Consider the following 17,543-nt stretch of genomic DNA (forward strand, 5'->3'; position numbering starts at 1 on the left):
TCAACTAATTTGCGAATATTTTTTTGCATTATATATATATAATTCGTATAATTAATATACTAGTATTTATTAAAAGGAGTAGTTCTATGAATATTTATGAAGAATCTTTAAAGTACCATAAAGAATTGAAAGGTAAATTTCAAATTAAGTCTAATTGTAAAATCTCTAATGAAAAAGATTTAACCTTAGCATATACCCCTGGAGTTGCTGAACCATGTAGGGAAATATATAAAAATCCTGATGCTGCTTATACTTATACAAGAAAATGGAATACAGTTGCTGTAATTTCTGATGGTACAGCTGTTTTAGGATTAGGTGATATAGGTCCATTAGCTTCACTACCAGTTATGGAAGGTAAATCCATATTATTTAAAGAATTTGCAGATGTTGATGCTTTTCCATTAGTTTTAAATACTCAAAATGTAGATGAAATAGTTGAAACTGTTGTTAGAATATCTCCATCATTAGGCGGTATTAACCTAGAAGATATTTCTGCACCTAGATGTTTTGAAATAGAAAAGAAACTTAAAGAAAGATTAGATATTCCTGTTTTTCATGATGATCAACATGGAACTGCTATAGTAGTTTTAGCTGGATTAATTAATGCATTAAAACTTGTAGATAAAAAAATTGAGAATACGAAAATAGTTATTAACGGTGCTGGTTCAGCTGGAACAGCAATCTGTAAGCTATTAATTTCCTTCGGAGCAAAGAATATACTTATGTGCGATAAGAGTGGAATTATAAATAGAGATATGGATAATTTAAATCCATCTATGAAAGAGCTTTCAGAAGTAACTAATAAAGATAATATTAAAGGTGATTTGAAATCTGCATTAGTAAATGCTGATATCTTTATAGGTGTTTCTGCTCCTAACTTAGTTTCAAAAGAAATGGCCGGAACTATGAATAAGGATGCAATAATATTTGCAATGGCAAATCCAACCCCTGAAATATTTCCTGATGTTGCTAAAGAGGCAGGTGTTAAGGTTATTGGAACAGGACGTTCTGACTTCCCTAATCAAGTAAATAATGTTTTAGCCTTCCCAGGTATATTTAGAGGAGCTTTAGATGTCAGAGCAAAAGATATAAATGAAGAAATGAAAATTGCTGCTGCAAATGCTATTGCTAACTCAGTAAAGGCTACGGACTTAGACTATGATTTTATCATACCTAAAGCCTTTGATTTAAATGTTCAAACAGCTGTTGCTAATGCTGTTAAAGATGCTGCAATAAAAAGCGGACTTTCTAAAATTTATTAAATATTTTTATATTAAATTTGGCTGCCATTAAGGCAGCCAAATTTTTATTTACATATTTTGTGATTTTTCAGCGCATTTTTCTAATGCTTTTATTACGCTACTTCTAAAGCCACTATTTTCTAATTCTATAACAGCCTCTATTGTAGTTCCTGATGGTGAGCAAACCATATCCTTTAATTCTCCAGGATGCTTCCCTGTCTCTAAAGCAAGTTTAGCTGAACCTAAAACAGCTTGTTCAGCCATCTTATATGCCTTATTTCTTGGTATTCCTAGCTTTACAGCCGCATCTGCCATAGCTTCGATAAACATAAATACATATGCTGGAGATGATCCACAAAGTGCTATAAAACCATGGAAGTATTTTTCCTCTAATATTTCACACTTTCCAAACATATTAAATATATCACAAATATCTTTTATATCTTCATCATTTAAATTTTTATTAAAACAAACTGCAGACATTGCTTCTCCGACTAAGGCTGGAGTGTTTGGCATAGTTCTTACTACTTTATAACCTTCTCCTAATACATCTTCTATATCTTTTACTGTTATTCCCGCTGCTATAGAAACAACTAATGTATCTTTTTTTATACTATTTTTTATTTGACCTAATACATCTTTAAATATATTCGGCTTTACAGCTAAAAATAATATATCCGAAAAAGCTGCAACTTCATTATTATCTAATGATGTTTTAACTTTAAATTCCTCTTCTAATTTTAATTTAGATTCATTGCTTCTTGTAGATACAAATATATTTTCTATCGAAATTTCATTTGAATTAATAATACCTCCAAGTATAGCTTTTCCCATATTACCACAACCTATAAATCCTACCTTTTTATTCATTATTAACACTTCCTTATTAAGATTTTTTATAAATATTTTTCTTATTCTTTTATAATTTAAATATTTCCCCACTTTACTCATAGGATATCTTAAGTTTTAAATTGCACACTATATATTAAGGAGGGATATATAATGAAAGAAAATTTATTAGACTTTAATAAGCTTAATGAAAACATAAATCCAATTATAAATATTATCGATAAAAATAAATTTTATGATATTTATATATTTCTTCAAGATCTTACCAAAGAAGAAATATTGATAAAGTATGTAAATAACTTCTTAATTCTAAACCTCTCCTTAAAAAACAAAGAAAACTCATTATATAAGTTTAAAAGGATTTTTTATTTAAAAAATGTAGACTTAGATAAGACTCAAAATTCTGTACATGCTAACCTAGTCTACATAAAAGTTCCTAAAAACTAATTCTTCATTCTTAATTAGTAAATGAGCTGTCATTAAGACAGCTCATTTATTACTCTTTATATACAAGTTCTAAATTTGCAAATTTACTGTGTGCTCCTATCCAAGCCATCTTAACTGTTCCAACAGGACCATTTCTTTGCTTTGCAATAATACATTCACCTATATTTTTTTCTTCAGTTTCCTTATTATAATATTCATCTCTATATAAGAACATAACAACGTCAGCATCCTGCTCAATAGATCCTGATTCTCTTAAGTCTGATAACATTGGTCTATGGTCTGCTCTCTGTTCAGGTGCACGTGAAAGCTGTGATAATGCTATAACAGGGCATTCCATCTCTTTAGCAAGTGCCTTAATAGATCTTGATATTTCAGAAACTTCTTGTTGTCTACTTTCACTTCCTGAGCTACCACTCATAAGTTGAAGATAGTCAATAAGAATCATATCTATACCATGCTCCATCTTTATCTTTCTACACTTTGATCTCATTTCCATAACGCTTAATCCAGCTGTATCATCTATGTAAATCTTAGCCTTAGAAAGAGGTCCTGTAGCTCTTGCAATTCTTTCCCAGTCATCATCATCTAAGTTACCTGTTCTAAGCTTTAACATATCTACATTAGCTTCTGAGCAAAGCAACTTATATGCTAATTGCTCCTTAGACATTTCCAGGGAAAATATAACTACACTTTTTCCTTCTCTTAATGCAGCATTTTCTGCAATATTTAATGAGAAAGTAGTTTTTCCCATAGATGGTCTCGCTGCTATAAGTACCATATCACCTTTTTGAAATCCAGATGTTTTAGCATCTAAATCTCTTATTCCAGAACCAACTCCTGTGATAGATCCCTTATTATTAAATAATCTTTCTATTTCTAGAAATCCTCTTTCTAGTACATTTGCTAGCGATTCATATTCATTAGATCCTTGTTTTTCAGCTAAATCGAATATTTTCTTTTGTGCTATATCAATAACATCTTCAACTCTATCTTGCTTATTATAACTCTCTTCAATAATTTGTGTTGCTGACTTAATAAGCTTTCTTAAAGTAGATTTATCCTCTACTATCTTTATATATGCCTCTAAGTTAGCAGTAGTTATAACTGAAGAACTCACTTCTGATATGTAAGTAACTCCACCTGCTTTATCTAAGTTATCTGTTGATTTTAAATACTCTAATAAGGTTACAAGGTCAACAGCCATATCCTTAGAAAACATCTCCCTAATGGCTTTAAAAATGGCCTTATGACCATCTCTATAAAAATCTTCTTCATTTAATTTTTCTAAAGCCTTAGAAATAGCACTTTTATCTATTATCATAGCCCCAATTACAGATTGCTCTGCTTCTAAACTTTGAGGTAAACTTCTCATTATCGGTGCATCCATATGTAACCTCCTCCTTATTAATATAACTATTATATCAAAATTTTATATTATATAAAATAAATTAGTAAATATATTATTTATGTATAGTCTTTATCTAAATTCTTCTACTAATTATTAATTTATATAACTCATAATCTTTAATTAATTTACTTAAAAATAAAAGGCTGATAAGAACCATATTATTTGACCTAACTTATTAAGATAAATCTAAATATGCTAATTATCAGCATTTATTAAAAAATATTATTTTTCAAAAACTATATCCATTAATTCTTCTATATCACTAATAGCCTTAACTTCAATGTCTTGAAGTTCTGAAGGAATTTCTTTTTCATTTGCTTTTGGTACAAGTACAAGTTTAATTCCTTTTCTTCTAGCACCATAAATCTTTTCAAATATCCCTCCAACTGGCTTAACACTTCCTCTTAATGATATTTCTCCAGTTATAGCAACATCCTGTCTAATAGGCTTTTCTAACAATGCACTTATTATAGAAATAGTAATAGCTGCCCCAGCTGATGGACCATCTATTCTTCCACCCCCAACAATATTTACATGTATATCGTAGTCCTTAATATCCTTATCTGTCATTCTTCTAATAACTGATGCTGCATTGAAAACAGAATCCTTAGCCATAGATCCAGCTGTTTCATTAAACTTAACTACACCCATACCAGGCTTTTTAGATTCAAATACTACAGTTTCTATTTCTAATGTAGATCCCATAAATCCACTTACACCTAATCCATAAGTATGACCCACTTCAAAGGTATTTGTTTCTTCAATTATTTCATATGGTACGTATCTTCCTATTGATATAACTTCTTCAACATCTTTAAGAGTAATCTTAGCACCCTTATCTTCCTTTGAATTATATAAAGCATATCCATAGGCATCAGCTAATATATTCACTGCTTTTCTACCTTCGAAAGTATATCTACTTATAAGTTCTGAAACTCCATCTTCTATTTCAACTTTAAGTTTTTTCGCAGCATTTTCTATTATGCCTATAATATCTTGAGAAGAAAGTGGTTCAAAATATACTTCTGTGCATCTTGATCTAAGAGCTGGATTGATCTTACCTGGTTCTCTTGTAGTTGCTCCTATTAATACAAAGTCAGCAGGCGCTCCCTTTTCAAAAAGATATTTTATATATTTAGGAGTATTTTCATCATCTGGATCGTAATATGATGATGAGTATTCTACTCTCTTATCTTCTAAAACCTTTAGTAGCTTATTTTGAAGTATTTCATCTAGTTCTCCAATTTCATCTATAAATAATACTCCTCCATGAGCTTCTGTAACTAGCCCCGTTTTAGGCTCTGGAACACCTATTTCTGCTAAGTCTTTCTTACTTCCTTGATATATAGGATCGTGAACTGAACCTAGAAGAGGATTTGTTATTTCTCTTGGATCCCATCTTAATGTAGTTCCATCAACTTCAACAAATTTAGAATCCTCATCAAAAGGTGTAAATTTTAACTTTCTTGCCTCTTCTAAAGCTAATCTAGCTGCAGAAGTTTTACCAACCCCTGGTGGTCCATATAAAATTATATGTTGCGGATATGGTGAAGACATCTTAGATATTAATGATTTAATAGCTCTTTCTTGACCTACTATCTCCTCAAAATTTTCTGGTCTTAAAAGACTCATAACATTTTTATTAATCTTCTTAGCATCTAATGCTTCTAATCTCTCAAGTTTCACTGTTGTTTTAGTGCTTTCTGGTCCTTTTTGCTTCTTTATTATTGATAGCTTTATGTCATCCATAAACTTATCTTGTCTTTCTTGAAGGGCCTTTTCCACTTGAGTTTCTACTTTATTTTGAACATATTTTCTAGCAATATTTTCTGATATATAATAAATTGTATCTTCTAGTACATCCCTTATTTCATCTTCCTTAGGTACTGCCTTTAGTCCCTTCCCGTCTGATGCGATTACATTTAATGCATATAATCTTTCGCATATGTTAATAGAGTTTATATACTTTTGTAGTTTAAATCTTACTATCCTAGCTCTAACGGCACCTTCATCTAATACATTATTTAATATCTGATTTATTACATTTGCTTGTGCGTCTAAAGATAGATCACTATCTAATAAACTCTCTATATTTGTTTCATCGTAAGCCTTCAAACTTAGTCCTCCTTATGATTGCTCTACAATGGTTACCTTCATCTTAGTAGATACTTCTGGATATATTTTAATTTCTATATCATAACTACCTGCAACCTTAATTGTATCCATAACAATTTTCTTTTTATCTATTGATAACTTATATTCTTTATTAATTAATTCTGCTACATCTTTACTAGTTATAGCTCCAAATAATCTTCCATTATTACCTTTAGCTTCTATCTTAACTTCTTTACCTTTTAATTCAGAAGCTAATTTTTGAGCTGCTTCTATTTCTGCTAGCTTTTTCTTTCTTTCATTTTCCTTTTTAGCATTTAATATATGCATATTTGAATTATTTGCTTCTTCAGCTAATTTCCTAGGAAATAAATAATTTCTTGCATATCCATCTGATGCCTCTATAACATCGCCTTTTTTACCTAATTTTTTAACATCTTGTAATAATATTACCTTCATGTTATTCACCAACCTTTAAATGTTTTTCTATTGATTCTTTTAGTTTATTTTTCGCCTCATCTATTGTAGTATTACTTAACTGTGCTCCAGCCATATTCATATGGCCTCCTCCACCTAATTCTTCTAGAATTACTTGAACATTTATTTCTCCAATAGATCTTCCACTAATCACTATGTCTCCATTTATGTTAACTAAAACAAAGCATACATTTATATCTGAGATATTTAGTAACTCGTCAGCTGCCCTCGCTGCCATAAATGGCTTCTTTAAGCCATCAGGAGCTACAGCTATAGCTAGTTTATCTTCAACCTCTGCAGTTTTTATAGTTTCTGCTATTATTAAATAATCTTCTAGATTATCCATAAACATTTTCTTTACTTCAATCGTGTCAGCTCCTGATGCCCTTAAAAATGATGCTGCATCAAAAGTTCTTACTCCTGCTTTAAATGAAAATCCTTTTGTATCCATAAAGATACCGGCTAATAATCCTTCTGCTTCAAGCCTTGTTAAGTTAGGCTTCTGAACCATATATTGAATTACCTCTGTTACCATTTCAGAAGTAGAAGATGCATATACCTCTATGTAACTTAGTATTGCTCCTTCAACCGTATCAGGACTTCTTCTATGGTGATCTATTATAATTTTTCTTTGAACCTTATCTACTATACCTCTATCTAGTATATAACTAGAGTTGTGTACATCTACTATAATAAGTAATGTCTTTTCAGCTATTTGCTCATATGCTTCTTCAACAGATATAAATAAATTATCATACCCAGAATCCTCTTTAAGTTTTCCTAAGAAATACTCTATTGCAGATATATCTTTTCCAAGAATAATATTGCAAGGCTTTCCTAATTGTTTAACAACTGATGCTATACCTATTGATGATCCAAAACAGTCCATATCAGGGTTCTTATGTCCTATTATAAGCACATTACTACTTTCATAAATTAGTTCCTTTAAGGAATGAGAAATTACTCTTGCTCTAACTCTAGTTCTCTTTTCAATTTCTCTAGTATTTCCTCCAAAAAACTTAATTTTATCATTATTCTTTATAGCAACCTGATCCCCACCTCTACCTAAAGCTAATTCTTTTGCAGTTGTTGCAAAAATATTATTTTCTAAGGGGCAAGTTCCTCCTCTTCCTATTCCTATACTTAAAGTTACTTCAAATTTATTTCCTCTATCAATTTCTGATATCTCTTTTAATATTGAAAATTTATTATTTATTTCTTCGTCTATATATTTATCCTGAACAGATAAAACATACTTATTACTATCATATTTAGTTATCATAGCCTTAAGTTTTTGAGCATATGAATTAATATTTTTTTCTACTTCTGCAACCAGCATAGGTCTATCAATTTCCAATGTATTTTCTAGTACCTCTGATAAGTTATCTACTTCTATTAACATAATACTTTCTTTAGTATTATCTATATTTTTAAAATTACTTATATCATTAAAATAGACTATATATAAATCTTCATTTAACTCATATCCTTCTATCTTACTAGCATATACTCTATATAGTGAATCTACTATTTTTATTTTTTGATGCAAATCTCTATCACATGCTAGTAATCTAGATATATTTAAACCTCTTGCTATACTTACAATATTTAATCCATTAGGATCTTCATCAGGCAGAAATTTTCCAAACTCCTTATTGCTCCAAAATATTTCTCCTGTTTCCTTTATTATTGCTACAGGAAAAATTAGATTGAAAATATTATTATTAATATTTTCATTAATATCTACTTTTATTGGTTTTATTTCTCCTTCTATACTTTCTTCTTGTTCTTCTTCTCTATTTAATAAGTGTTCACTTACACTAAATAAAAGAAAAATACATAATAGTATACTCCCTAAAATAGCACTTTTTATATAATAAAAGCCTATACAAGCTCCCGCAAATAAAACTGGTATAATTATAGGTCTAATAACTTTAAGCCTTTTTTCTATTAAATCCTTCCATTCCATAAGATTAATGGCGCTCCTTTAAATGTAATTGAAGTTTACTTAAACTCCTTCCATCATTTTCATATTCGTGACCTTCAGCTATTCCCACTTGAAGTTTATTCTTGATGTCATCATCTACATCTTTACATGAATACCCTAATTTTTGAGCCAATACATATAAAATAATTACAGCTCCTGATATACAATTTAGTATTGCATCTTGAGCTACATTACTTCCCTTTGTTAATAAATGATAGAATTCCCCTATTATACATAGTAGATTTGCTTTTAGCTTTTCTATCATCTTAATATTAGCCATAATATTCAAATCATCTCTCTTCACCATACTCACCCCTATATTATTACCCTTGTATATATATTTTAATTATAATTATGATTTAATGCAACAACTTCTAATTAGTATTACATATTTTGTAAATAAATTTTTATATATATAAGTATAACAAAAAACCCCTGATAAAACAGGGGTTAATCATATTACTCAGTTGTAAATGGTAATAATGCTATGTTTCTTGATCTCTTAATAGCAGTTGTTAATTCTCTTTGGTGCTTAGCGCAAGTTCCAGAAATTCTTCTTGGTAATATCTTACCTCTTTCTGTAACGAACTTTCTTAGCTTAGTTATATCTTTATAATCTATAGCTTCAGCTTTTTCCACACAAAAAGCACATACTTTCTTTCTAGATCTTCTCATTTTTCCAGATCTCTTCATGTCTTTCATGCTAATTCCCTCCTTCTTTTAGACTTTTAGAAAGGCATATCTCCATCATCTACAGGAGTCATGTCTTCCTCGAAATTCATTCCACCAAAACCATTTGATGGATTTGAATAATCAGAATTGTTTGAAGCTCCAAAGTTATCATTGAAACCTTGGTCTCTTCCAGCACCACTTCCATTACCTGAACCAATGAATTCAAAAGATTCAACAACTACATCAGTTGTATATCTCTTTGTTCCATCTTTAGCATCATAACTACCTGTTCTAATGCTTCCAGTAATAGCTAGCTGTCTGCCCTTTGTAAGATATTGTGCTATCGTTTCACCTGTTTTACCAAAAGCTACACAGTTGATAAAATCAGTTTCATCCTTTTTAAAAGGTCTTGTTACTGCTAAAGAAAATCTTGTTACAGCAGTACCACTTCCAGCTGCAAAATTAAGCTCTGGATCCCTTGTAAGTCTTCCAATAAGTATTACCTTATTCATAACAATATCACCTCTTACGCTTCTTGTTTTACTATGATATGTCTTATAACACCATCAGTAATTCTGAATATTCTGTCTAATTCCTTAGGTAATTCTGAATCAGCATTGAAGTTGATTAATGTATAGAATCCTTCGTTAACTTTTGCGATTTCGTAAGCAAGCTTTCTTCTACCCCAAACGTCAACATTTTCTACAGTTCCTCCACCGTTTTCTATTACACCCTTAAACTTTTCGATTGCAGCTTTACAAGCTTCCTCGTCTAATGATGGGTGTAGTATAAATATAGTTTCGTACTTTCTCATCATTTTCACCTCCTCCCCTCGGCCTTTGGCTGTGCTTTGCACAGCAGGGATTACAATTAATTATTTTATCATTTTTTAATTTTTTTTGCAAGACAAAAAATTAACTATATTATTCTTTAATTATTTTTTTAGCTTCTTTTTGGAATTTACTTCTCGGAAGCATGATTATTCTACCGCAACCTACACATTTAATTTTAATATCTGCTCCTAGTCTAATTACTTCAAAATCTTTACTCCCACATGGATGTTGTTTCTTCATTTCTACTATTGTACCTAAATCGAAGTTTTCTACCATCAAACTATCCTCCTAAAGTATTAATTATTATTTACTAACTGAGTCTTTGGATAAGGAATTTCAATTCCAGCCTCATCTAATGACTTCTTTATTTCTTTTCTTAAATCCCTCTCCATCTTCCATTGTGAAAGCGGTTTAGATTTACCTACTACTCTAATAGTTACACCAGAGGCATTTAAAGACATTACTCCCAATACTTCTATATTCTCTCTTATATCATCTTCATTTTTTTTCTGAAACCTTCTACATGTATCTGATATTATATTTATAGTATTATCTATATCCTCTTCATAAGCTATTTCTACATCTACTATAAATCTCATATCACTTCTAGAATGATTTGTTACTTCTAACACAGAACCATTTGGTATATTATGGATATCACCACTAAAATCTTTCAATACAGTTGATCTTATTCCAATATTTTCCACAATACCACTGAAAGCTCCTATAGTTACATAATCACCTACTCCATATTGATCTTCAAATATTATAAAAAATCCATTTATTATATCCTTAACTAAACTTTGAGCTCCTATACCTACTACAAATCCCACTGCACTTAATACAGCCGCTGATACTTTAAAGGTACTCCCTATTATAATAGCAGCTCCTGAAAAGTAAACTATGTATTTTAATGAACTTTTTAATATAGCCCCTATTGTTAATGCTTTTTGTGTATCCATCGAAAAGCTTATTTTACTATTAATTTGGTTTTCCACAAATTTATCAATTACTTTATCGACTATTTTTATTATTAGGAACATCGCTATTATTAATAATATTAAGCTAATACCTTTCCTCAATACAATCTCAACTACATTAACAGCACTACTTAATGCTTGTTCCCAATTAAAGCTTACTGCAATCTTCCCATTTTCATCAAATCCTGTACTAATAAATGTCAAAATACTTGTCATATTAACACTCCTAGCTTAATTCTGTAAAATTATTGTTTTCTTTTTGATATATATTTTTATAACTAATAATATTATTAGCAATAATATTATCAACATACTCTTTTTCTTCTATTCTAACACATATGCCACAGCTATGAGTTATTGATGTTGGAGTTGGCATCATCCTAAATATAAAATTTAATTCTTTTAATTTTTTTTCTGCATTCATTGCATCTAATGTATTTTTAAAAACAACTATATAATATTTCATAATATCTCCTTTATAATTTATTTATATTTAATTATATTATATTTATCTTTGTAAATGAAGATAAGTTATTCTATAATTTTATTATTATATAAAATTATATATAATATTTTCTAAGGAGTTGATAGTTTGAATATTTATTTAGATAATGCTAGTACAACTTTTCCAAAACCTAAAGTTGTTTCTGATTCTATATATAATTTTTTAGTTAATGTAGGTGGTAATCCAGGTAGATCAAATCATGATAATGGTATGACATCTAATAGACTTTTACTTGAGGCTAGAGAAATACTAGCTAGCTTTTTTAATTTCAGTAACATAAGTAATGTTATTTTTACTAATAATATAACTTCTTCATTGAATTTACTTATTAATGGCTGTATAAAAAAAGGAGATCATGTTATTACATCCTCTATTGAACATAACTCAGTTCTAAGGCCCCTATTTAACTTAGAGAATAATAATTTGATTGAGTTATCTATTGTAAACTCTAATGAATTTGGTTTTGTTAATGTGGAAGATATAAAAAAATCAATTAAATCTAATACTAAATTTATTATTTTGTCTCATGCTTCAAATGTATTAGGATCAATCCAACCTATCGAAAAAATAGGAAAGCTTTGTTTAGAAAATAATATCTTTTTCATTTTAGATAGTGCTCAAAGCGCAGGTGTATTAGATATTGATTTTAATAAATTTAACCTAAGTGCTTTAGCATTTACTGGCCATAAAAGTCTTTTTGGTCCTCAAGGTATAGGCGGATTTTTAATTACTGACGAGCTTAATAGTATCTGTAACCCTTATATTTTAGGTGGTACTGGAAGTATGTCATATTCACTTATCCAACCTGACTTTCTTCCAGATAAATTTGAGTCTGGAACATTAAATATGCCAGGCATAGTAGGTTTAAGTGAAGGAATTAAATTTATAAATAATGAAGGTATTAATACAATTTACGAAAAAAACTCTTACTTAAGAAATTTATTAATATCAAAACTACGCAACATTAGTAATATACGATTATATGAAGATTTTAAAAATGGTAACTATACTTCATGTGTCTCTTTTAACTCTACTAAATTAGACACTGCTGAACTATCTTATGAACTTGATTATACATATGGAATTAAGAATAGATCTGGCTTGCACTGTGCCCCATTAACTCATAAGTCTATAGGTAGTTTTCCTGATGGAACAGTTAGATTAAGTATCAGTTATTTTAATACAGTTGAAGAAATAAATTATACTGTTGATTCTATAAATAAAATATTAAAATGAATACTAACCTCCCTTATTGTCAATAATTACATAAGGGAGGTTGTTTTATGGAAATTAAAAAACAAGAATATGATTCATCATTTGATTCTTCTTATATTGAAATTGGAAAATATTTATATGAATCTCTTTTAAATATAATTGCTGATAATAGAACTATTATTTTTCTATGTATCGGAACGGATAGATGCACTGGTGATTCTTTAGGTCCCTTAGTTGGATATAGGTTAAAACATATTTCTTCATTATTTAAGAAGAAAAATATATTTTTTTACGGTTCATTAGAAAGTCCAGTTCATTCTATGAATCTAGAGAATATTATTAATAAAATTAATTCTAATTTTATTAATCCTTATATTGTGGCAATTGACTCCTGTTTGGGTAAAACTATAGATATTGGTAAGATATTTATTAGTAATTCACCACTCTTTCCAGGATCAGCTATTAATAAAAATTTACCTTCAGTTGGTGATCTAAGTATTACTGGAATAGTAAATATTTCTGGTAAATATGATTTTCTAACTCTACAAAATACTAGACTTTATACTGTATTTACTATATCTGATACTATATTTAAAGGAATTAATCATTTTTTAGAATTATATACTAAAAACCATATGATTACAGCGATGAAAAAAGAGTTACTGCAAGATGAACAATAGTAGTTCATTTGTAGTAACTCTTTTTGCTATTTTTTATTTATCGCTTCATTTAATACATATGATTCTTCTTCTGATAATTCATATCTAGAAATTCCTTTATCAACAGGTTTTGCATATGTTGTGCTATCTTGTCTAGAGTATATACCTGTAATTAATACTCCATCATTATAAGAATCTAATATAGCTACTGAGAAGCTTAAATCACTTCCCACATCAGGAAATGCTTTGTATCTCATAATTGCTACCTTATTTACACAACCTTTTATTTCTTCTTTTATAACTTCACATTTATTTAAAGCTTCTTCTGACTTTGCCATTGCTTTATCTATCTCGTCTATTTTTGAAGTAATTAACTCTTCTAGGTTTTTGGTGTTAACTCCTCTCATTAATCTTCTATATTTTTTTTCAAGTTTTCTTGTTGATCCCATTAATGAAATTACCATTATTAATAGTAATAATAATATTGCTAACAAACCAATTATAATAAATGCTGAGTTTTCATTAATTATTTTAATTATATTTTCCATTTTAAGTGCTCCTTCCTAATAAGATGAGAAATAACACTATAATGTTTCACGTGAAACATTATCATTAGACTCTACTATTATTGTTTCACGTGAAACATTTATAAATTAATTATTTCTAGTATCCTTTGCAAATCTTCTTCTGAATAATACTCTATCTCAATTTTACCTTTATTGTTTTTATTACTTATATTAACTTTTGTTCCAAAATAATTTTGCAATCTGTCGGTTACGTCTTTATAGTAAGGATTTACTTCTCTTTGAACCTTTTTAGATTCCTTATTATTATTAATATGTTTAATTAATTTTTCCAACTCTCTGACAGACAACTTCTCATCAATAACCTTTTGCGCAATTTCACATTGTAAATTATCATCGTCTATAGCCAAAAGAACTCTTCCATGTCCTTCTGAAATTACTTCATCTATCAGATATTGCTTAACTGTATCACTTAATCCAATTAATCTAATAATATTACTTATTGCTACTCTTGATTTACCTATTCTTTTACTTAACTCTTCTTGAGTTAAATTAAAATCAGTTAATAATTTTTTATAAGCAAGTGCTTCTTCAATAGGATTCAGATCCTGTCTTTGAATATTTTCGATTAAAGATATTTCTAAAATATCCTTATCCGTTAAATCCATAACTACTGCTGGTACTTCTTTTAATCCTAATAATTTAGCAGCTCTCCATCTTCTTTCACCAGCTACTATTACATAGTACTCATTTTTTTTGTTTAAAATAATTGGTTGAATTATCCCATGCTCTTTAATAGACTGCGCTAGTTCAGCTATTTTTTCATCATCAAAAGCCTTTCTTGGTTGTTCATCATTACTTTTAATTAAATTTAAAGAAATAAGAGAAGGCTTATTACTATTATTATCTTTTACTTCGTTAGGAATTAATGCTCCTAACCCTTTTCCCAATGCTGACTTTTTATTCATATCACTCACCTACTTATTGCCTCTTCAAAAATTCTTTAGTTAATGCTTTATACGCTTCGGCTCCCTTACATTTTTCATCGTATAGCATTATTGGTAATCCAAAGCTAGGTGCTTCAGCTAACCTAATATTTCTAGAAATAGTAGTTTTATAGACCTTATCATCAAAGAAATTCTTCACTTCTTCATAAACTTCATTACTAAGATTAGTTCTATAATCATACATTGTCATAACAATACCTTCAATTTCAAGATCCTTATTTAAAGATTGCTTAACTAACTTTACTGTATTAATTAATTGTCCCACGCCTTCAAGTGCATAGAATTCACATTGTATTGGAATTAAAACTGATTGCACAGAAGTAAGTGCATTAATTGTAAGTACACCTAAAGATGGTGGACAATCTATAAAAATAAAATCATAATCATTTTCAATTTCTTTTAATTTATTTGATAATATTACTTCACGATTTTCCTTACCAATAATCTCTACTTCCGCTCCCGCTAGTTCCATAGTAGAAGGCGCTATGTAAAGATTTTGAATAAGTTCACTTTTTATAATAATATCTTTTAAAGATGCATCTGAAGTTATTACATCATACATAGACATTTCTAAGTTCCTCTTATCCAAACCTAATCCACTAGTAGTATTACCTTGAGGATCTATATCTATAGTTAATACTTTGTAACCCTCCATGGCTAAATATGCGCTTAAATTAATATTTGTTGTAGTTTTTCCGACTCCGCCCTTTTGATTGAATATACAAACTTTTTTCATCTAAAAGCTCTATTTAGAGCTTCACCCCCCTTCCCATAATAATATTATATATACTTTTAAATAATATTAAAAGATTAACATAATAAAAAAGTGAAGAAATATTATACTATTTAAAACGCTAATTATATTTTTGCGCATAATATAATAAATTCTTCACTTATATCTATATTAATAACTACAAAATTTACCTATTTTTTTGGAATAGAAACTGTTATCTGAATAAATTCTTCTTCATCTTTAAACTTGTACTCAGCAGGAATATTAAATTTATCAAAAACTTGTTTAATTGTATTTACATATAATTTAGCTGGAAATACACTTTTTACTCTTTTCTTATCTTTATTATTTAACTCTTCTCCTGCTATTGTTAATAACTCTTTATTTACTAGTTCCTCAGTTGATTTTACATTAAGTGAGTTTTTTATAATTTTTTCTATCACTTTTAATTGAAGTTCTTCATTTGGAAGTGATAATAATGCTCTAGCATGTCTTTCTGTTAATTTATTTTCTAAACATAATTCTCTAACTTTTGAAGACAATTTTAAAAGTCTAAGTTTATTAGCAATTGTGGATTGCTTTTTTCCCATCCTCTTTGCTAATTCATCTTGAGTAAATCTATGATCATTTATTAAATTATAGTACGCTTCAGCTTCTTCAATAAAGTTAAGATCTTCTCTTTGAAGATTTTCTAGCAATGCAATTTCAGCAGATTCAGTATCTGTAATTTCAATTATATTACAAGGTACTGCCTCTAATTCAGCTATTCTAGCTGCTCTCCATCTTCTTTCTCCTGCAACTAATTCAAAATTGTCTCCTCTTTTTCTAACTGTTATAGGTTGAATAATTCCATGTTGCTTTATTGATTGAGATAATTCTTCTAAAGCTTCTTCATTAAAGAATCTTCTCGGTTGATAAGTATTTGGAAATATTCTATCTACATTTATACTAGTGATTTCTCTATTCATATGCACCCAACCATCCCTTATAATATTAATTACCATTAACTCAATAATTAAAAATTCTATTTTTCTTTATTATTTCCTTCTTTTATTTCCTATTTTTGTAAGACAATTTCTATTATAAATTGTTATTTTTTTACATTTATATATATTATCTTTAATATTAATGGTATATAAATTACTATTTTGTTTTATATTGTAGAATTATCTAATAGGTTTTTTTGTAATAGTACCAGCTTTTCTAGGATAAGTCTTAGGGCACTTACTAATTTTTTTAACTTCGACAATATTATGTTTTAAATCAGTTTCTTCTATTGTAACTTCAAGTACTCTTTCTAAATTTCCTCCTAGAGTTGTAATAGCCTTTTGGCCTTCTCTTAATTCTTCATCTATAGAAGGTCCTTTAAGCGCAACAAAATATCCATTAAGTTTAACATATGGCATACAGAATTCTGATAAAACAGCCATATTAGCAACTGCTCTTGAAGTAGCTACATCAAATTTTTCTCTTAATTCAACATTTCTTGCTCCATCTTCGGCTCTTGAATGAATTGTTTCAACATTTTTCAGCCCTAACTTACTAGCTACAGTATTTAAAAAATTTATTCTCTTATTTAATGAATCTAATAATACAACTTTTACATCTGGATTCATAATAGCTATAGGTAACCCAGGAAATCCTGCTCCTGTTCCAACATCTATAATCTTTTTAGCATCTCTTACTGCATCAGATTTAAATATCTTAATGCAGTCAATAAAATGCTTCTTAATTATATCTTCATCCTCAGTAATTGCTGTTAAATTTATTTTTTCATTCCACTCTTGTAAAAGCTTCATATAATCAATAAATTTATTATATTGCTCTTCTTTTAATTCTAGTCCAACCTCTTCACAAGCTTCTTTCATTAATTGAAAATATATCATATTTCCTC

The 17,543-nt window shown here is 28.9% G+C and carries 21 protein-coding genes; 4 read left to right on the forward strand and 17 right to left on the reverse strand.

Features of this window, described 5'->3' with window-relative positions; translation table 11 throughout:
- Window positions 1-86: 86 nt before the first annotated feature.
- A complete protein-coding gene (locus GPX08_RS15935; protein WP_156627791.1) occupies window positions 87-1,262 on the forward strand; it encodes an NAD-dependent malic enzyme in 1,176 nt (391 codons plus the stop codon).
- 48 nt (window positions 1,263-1,310) lie between these two features.
- Here GPX08_RS15935 and proC read toward each other — a convergent pair whose 3' ends face one another.
- Window positions 1,311-2,111, reverse strand: a complete 801-nt coding sequence (gene proC, locus GPX08_RS15940; RefSeq protein ID WP_156627792.1) for a pyrroline-5-carboxylate reductase — start codon at window positions 2,109-2,111, stop codon at window positions 1,311-1,313.
- A 132-nt stretch (window positions 2,112-2,243) separates the two neighbouring features.
- On the opposite strand from proC, the gene GPX08_RS15945 reads away from it, so the two are divergent.
- Complete coding sequence (locus GPX08_RS15945) at window positions 2,244-2,537, forward strand: hypothetical protein (RefSeq protein WP_156627793.1); 294 nt, start codon at window positions 2,244-2,246, stop codon at window positions 2,535-2,537.
- Between the two features lie 49 nt (window positions 2,538-2,586).
- On the opposite strand, the gene GPX08_RS15950 is transcribed toward GPX08_RS15945, so the two are convergent.
- The 11 genes from GPX08_RS15950 to GPX08_RS16000 all read right to left on the reverse strand — a co-directional run bounded on the left by GPX08_RS15950 (window position 2,587) and on the right by GPX08_RS16000 (window position 11,472).
- Window positions 2,587-3,924 (reverse strand): replicative DNA helicase, encoded by a 1,338-nt coding sequence (locus GPX08_RS15950; RefSeq protein WP_156627794.1) that lies wholly within the window; start codon window positions 3,922-3,924, stop codon window positions 2,587-2,589.
- A 243-nt stretch (window positions 3,925-4,167) separates the two neighbouring features.
- The gene (gene lonC, locus GPX08_RS15955; RefSeq protein ID WP_156627795.1) at window positions 4,168-6,060 is read right to left on the reverse strand and encodes an ATP-dependent protease, Lon family; all 1,893 of its coding nucleotides are present in this window, start codon (window positions 6,058-6,060) and stop codon (window positions 4,168-4,170) included.
- Window positions 6,061-6,072: 12 nt separating this feature from the next.
- On the reverse strand, window positions 6,073-6,516 hold the full coding sequence (locus GPX08_RS15960) for a 50S ribosomal protein L9 (protein ID WP_156627796.1): 444 nt from the start codon (window positions 6,514-6,516) through the stop codon (window positions 6,073-6,075).
- Window position 6,517: 1 nt separating this feature from the next.
- The gene (locus GPX08_RS15965; protein WP_156627797.1) at window positions 6,518-8,503 is read right to left on the reverse strand and encodes a DHH family phosphoesterase; all 1,986 of its coding nucleotides are present in this window, start codon (window positions 8,501-8,503) and stop codon (window positions 6,518-6,520) included.
- A 4-nt stretch (window positions 8,504-8,507) separates the two neighbouring features.
- Window positions 8,508-8,825, reverse strand: a complete 318-nt coding sequence (locus GPX08_RS15970) for a hypothetical protein (RefSeq protein WP_156627833.1) — start codon at window positions 8,823-8,825, stop codon at window positions 8,508-8,510.
- 155 nt (window positions 8,826-8,980) lie between these two features.
- Window positions 8,981-9,223 carry a 30S ribosomal protein S18 gene (rpsR, locus tag GPX08_RS15975; RefSeq protein ID WP_156627798.1) on the reverse strand — a complete coding sequence of 81 codons (243 nt, stop codon included), beginning with the start codon at window positions 9,221-9,223 and terminating at the stop codon, window positions 8,981-8,983.
- 26 nt (window positions 9,224-9,249) lie between these two features.
- Entirely contained in the window at window positions 9,250-9,705 is a 456-nt protein-coding gene (ssb, locus tag GPX08_RS15980; protein ID WP_156627799.1) for a single-stranded DNA-binding protein, read from the reverse strand.
- Window positions 9,706-9,719: 14 nt separating this feature from the next.
- Complete coding sequence (locus tag GPX08_RS15985; RefSeq protein ID WP_156627800.1) at window positions 9,720-10,007, reverse strand: 30S ribosomal protein S6; 288 nt, start codon at window positions 10,005-10,007, stop codon at window positions 9,720-9,722.
- Between the two features lie 109 nt (window positions 10,008-10,116).
- The gene (locus GPX08_RS15990; RefSeq protein WP_156627801.1) at window positions 10,117-10,302 is read right to left on the reverse strand and encodes a DUF951 family protein; all 186 of its coding nucleotides are present in this window, start codon (window positions 10,300-10,302) and stop codon (window positions 10,117-10,119) included.
- A gap of 20 nt (window positions 10,303-10,322) precedes the next feature.
- A complete protein-coding gene (locus GPX08_RS15995; protein WP_156627802.1) occupies window positions 10,323-11,222 on the reverse strand; it encodes a mechanosensitive ion channel in 900 nt (299 codons plus the stop codon).
- A 10-nt stretch (window positions 11,223-11,232) separates the two neighbouring features.
- Window positions 11,233-11,472, reverse strand: a complete 240-nt coding sequence (locus GPX08_RS16000; protein ID WP_156627803.1) for a DUF3343 domain-containing protein — start codon at window positions 11,470-11,472, stop codon at window positions 11,233-11,235.
- A 126-nt stretch (window positions 11,473-11,598) separates the two neighbouring features.
- Here GPX08_RS16000 and GPX08_RS16005 point away from each other — a divergent pair, with 126 nt between their 5' ends.
- Window positions 11,599-12,747 carry an aminotransferase class V-fold PLP-dependent enzyme gene (locus tag GPX08_RS16005; protein ID WP_156627804.1) on the forward strand — a complete coding sequence of 383 codons (1,149 nt, stop codon included), beginning with the start codon at window positions 11,599-11,601 and terminating at the stop codon, window positions 12,745-12,747.
- Between the two features lie 47 nt (window positions 12,748-12,794).
- Window positions 12,795-13,406 carry a spore protease YyaC gene (yyaC, locus tag GPX08_RS16010; protein ID WP_156627805.1) on the forward strand — a complete coding sequence of 204 codons (612 nt, stop codon included), beginning with the start codon at window positions 12,795-12,797 and terminating at the stop codon, window positions 13,404-13,406.
- Between the two features lie 26 nt (window positions 13,407-13,432).
- On the opposite strand, the gene GPX08_RS16015 is transcribed toward yyaC, so the two are convergent.
- From GPX08_RS16015 to rsmG, 5 genes are all read right to left on the reverse strand, one after another.
- Window positions 13,433-13,933: a DUF4446 family protein gene (locus GPX08_RS16015; protein ID WP_156627806.1), complete on the reverse strand. Its 501-nt coding sequence runs from the start codon at window positions 13,931-13,933 to the stop codon at window positions 13,433-13,435.
- Between the two features lie 98 nt (window positions 13,934-14,031).
- Window positions 14,032-14,877: a ParB/RepB/Spo0J family partition protein gene (locus GPX08_RS16020; protein WP_156627807.1), complete on the reverse strand. Its 846-nt coding sequence runs from the start codon at window positions 14,875-14,877 to the stop codon at window positions 14,032-14,034.
- A 13-nt stretch (window positions 14,878-14,890) separates the two neighbouring features.
- The gene (locus tag GPX08_RS16025) at window positions 14,891-15,652 is read right to left on the reverse strand and encodes an AAA family ATPase (RefSeq protein ID WP_156627808.1); all 762 of its coding nucleotides are present in this window, start codon (window positions 15,650-15,652) and stop codon (window positions 14,891-14,893) included.
- 188 nt (window positions 15,653-15,840) lie between these two features.
- Complete coding sequence (noc, locus tag GPX08_RS16030; RefSeq protein ID WP_156627809.1) at window positions 15,841-16,617, reverse strand: nucleoid occlusion protein; 777 nt, start codon at window positions 16,615-16,617, stop codon at window positions 15,841-15,843.
- Between the two features lie 198 nt (window positions 16,618-16,815).
- Window positions 16,816-17,535 carry a 16S rRNA (guanine(527)-N(7))-methyltransferase RsmG gene (gene rsmG / locus GPX08_RS16035; protein WP_156627810.1) on the reverse strand — a complete coding sequence of 240 codons (720 nt, stop codon included), beginning with the start codon at window positions 17,533-17,535 and terminating at the stop codon, window positions 16,816-16,818.
- Window positions 17,536-17,543: the final 8 nt, after the last annotated feature.

Source organism: Clostridium tertium, from assembly GCF_902652255.1.
Taxonomy (GTDB): domain Bacteria; phylum Bacillota; class Clostridia; order Clostridiales; family Clostridiaceae; genus Clostridium; species Clostridium tertium_A.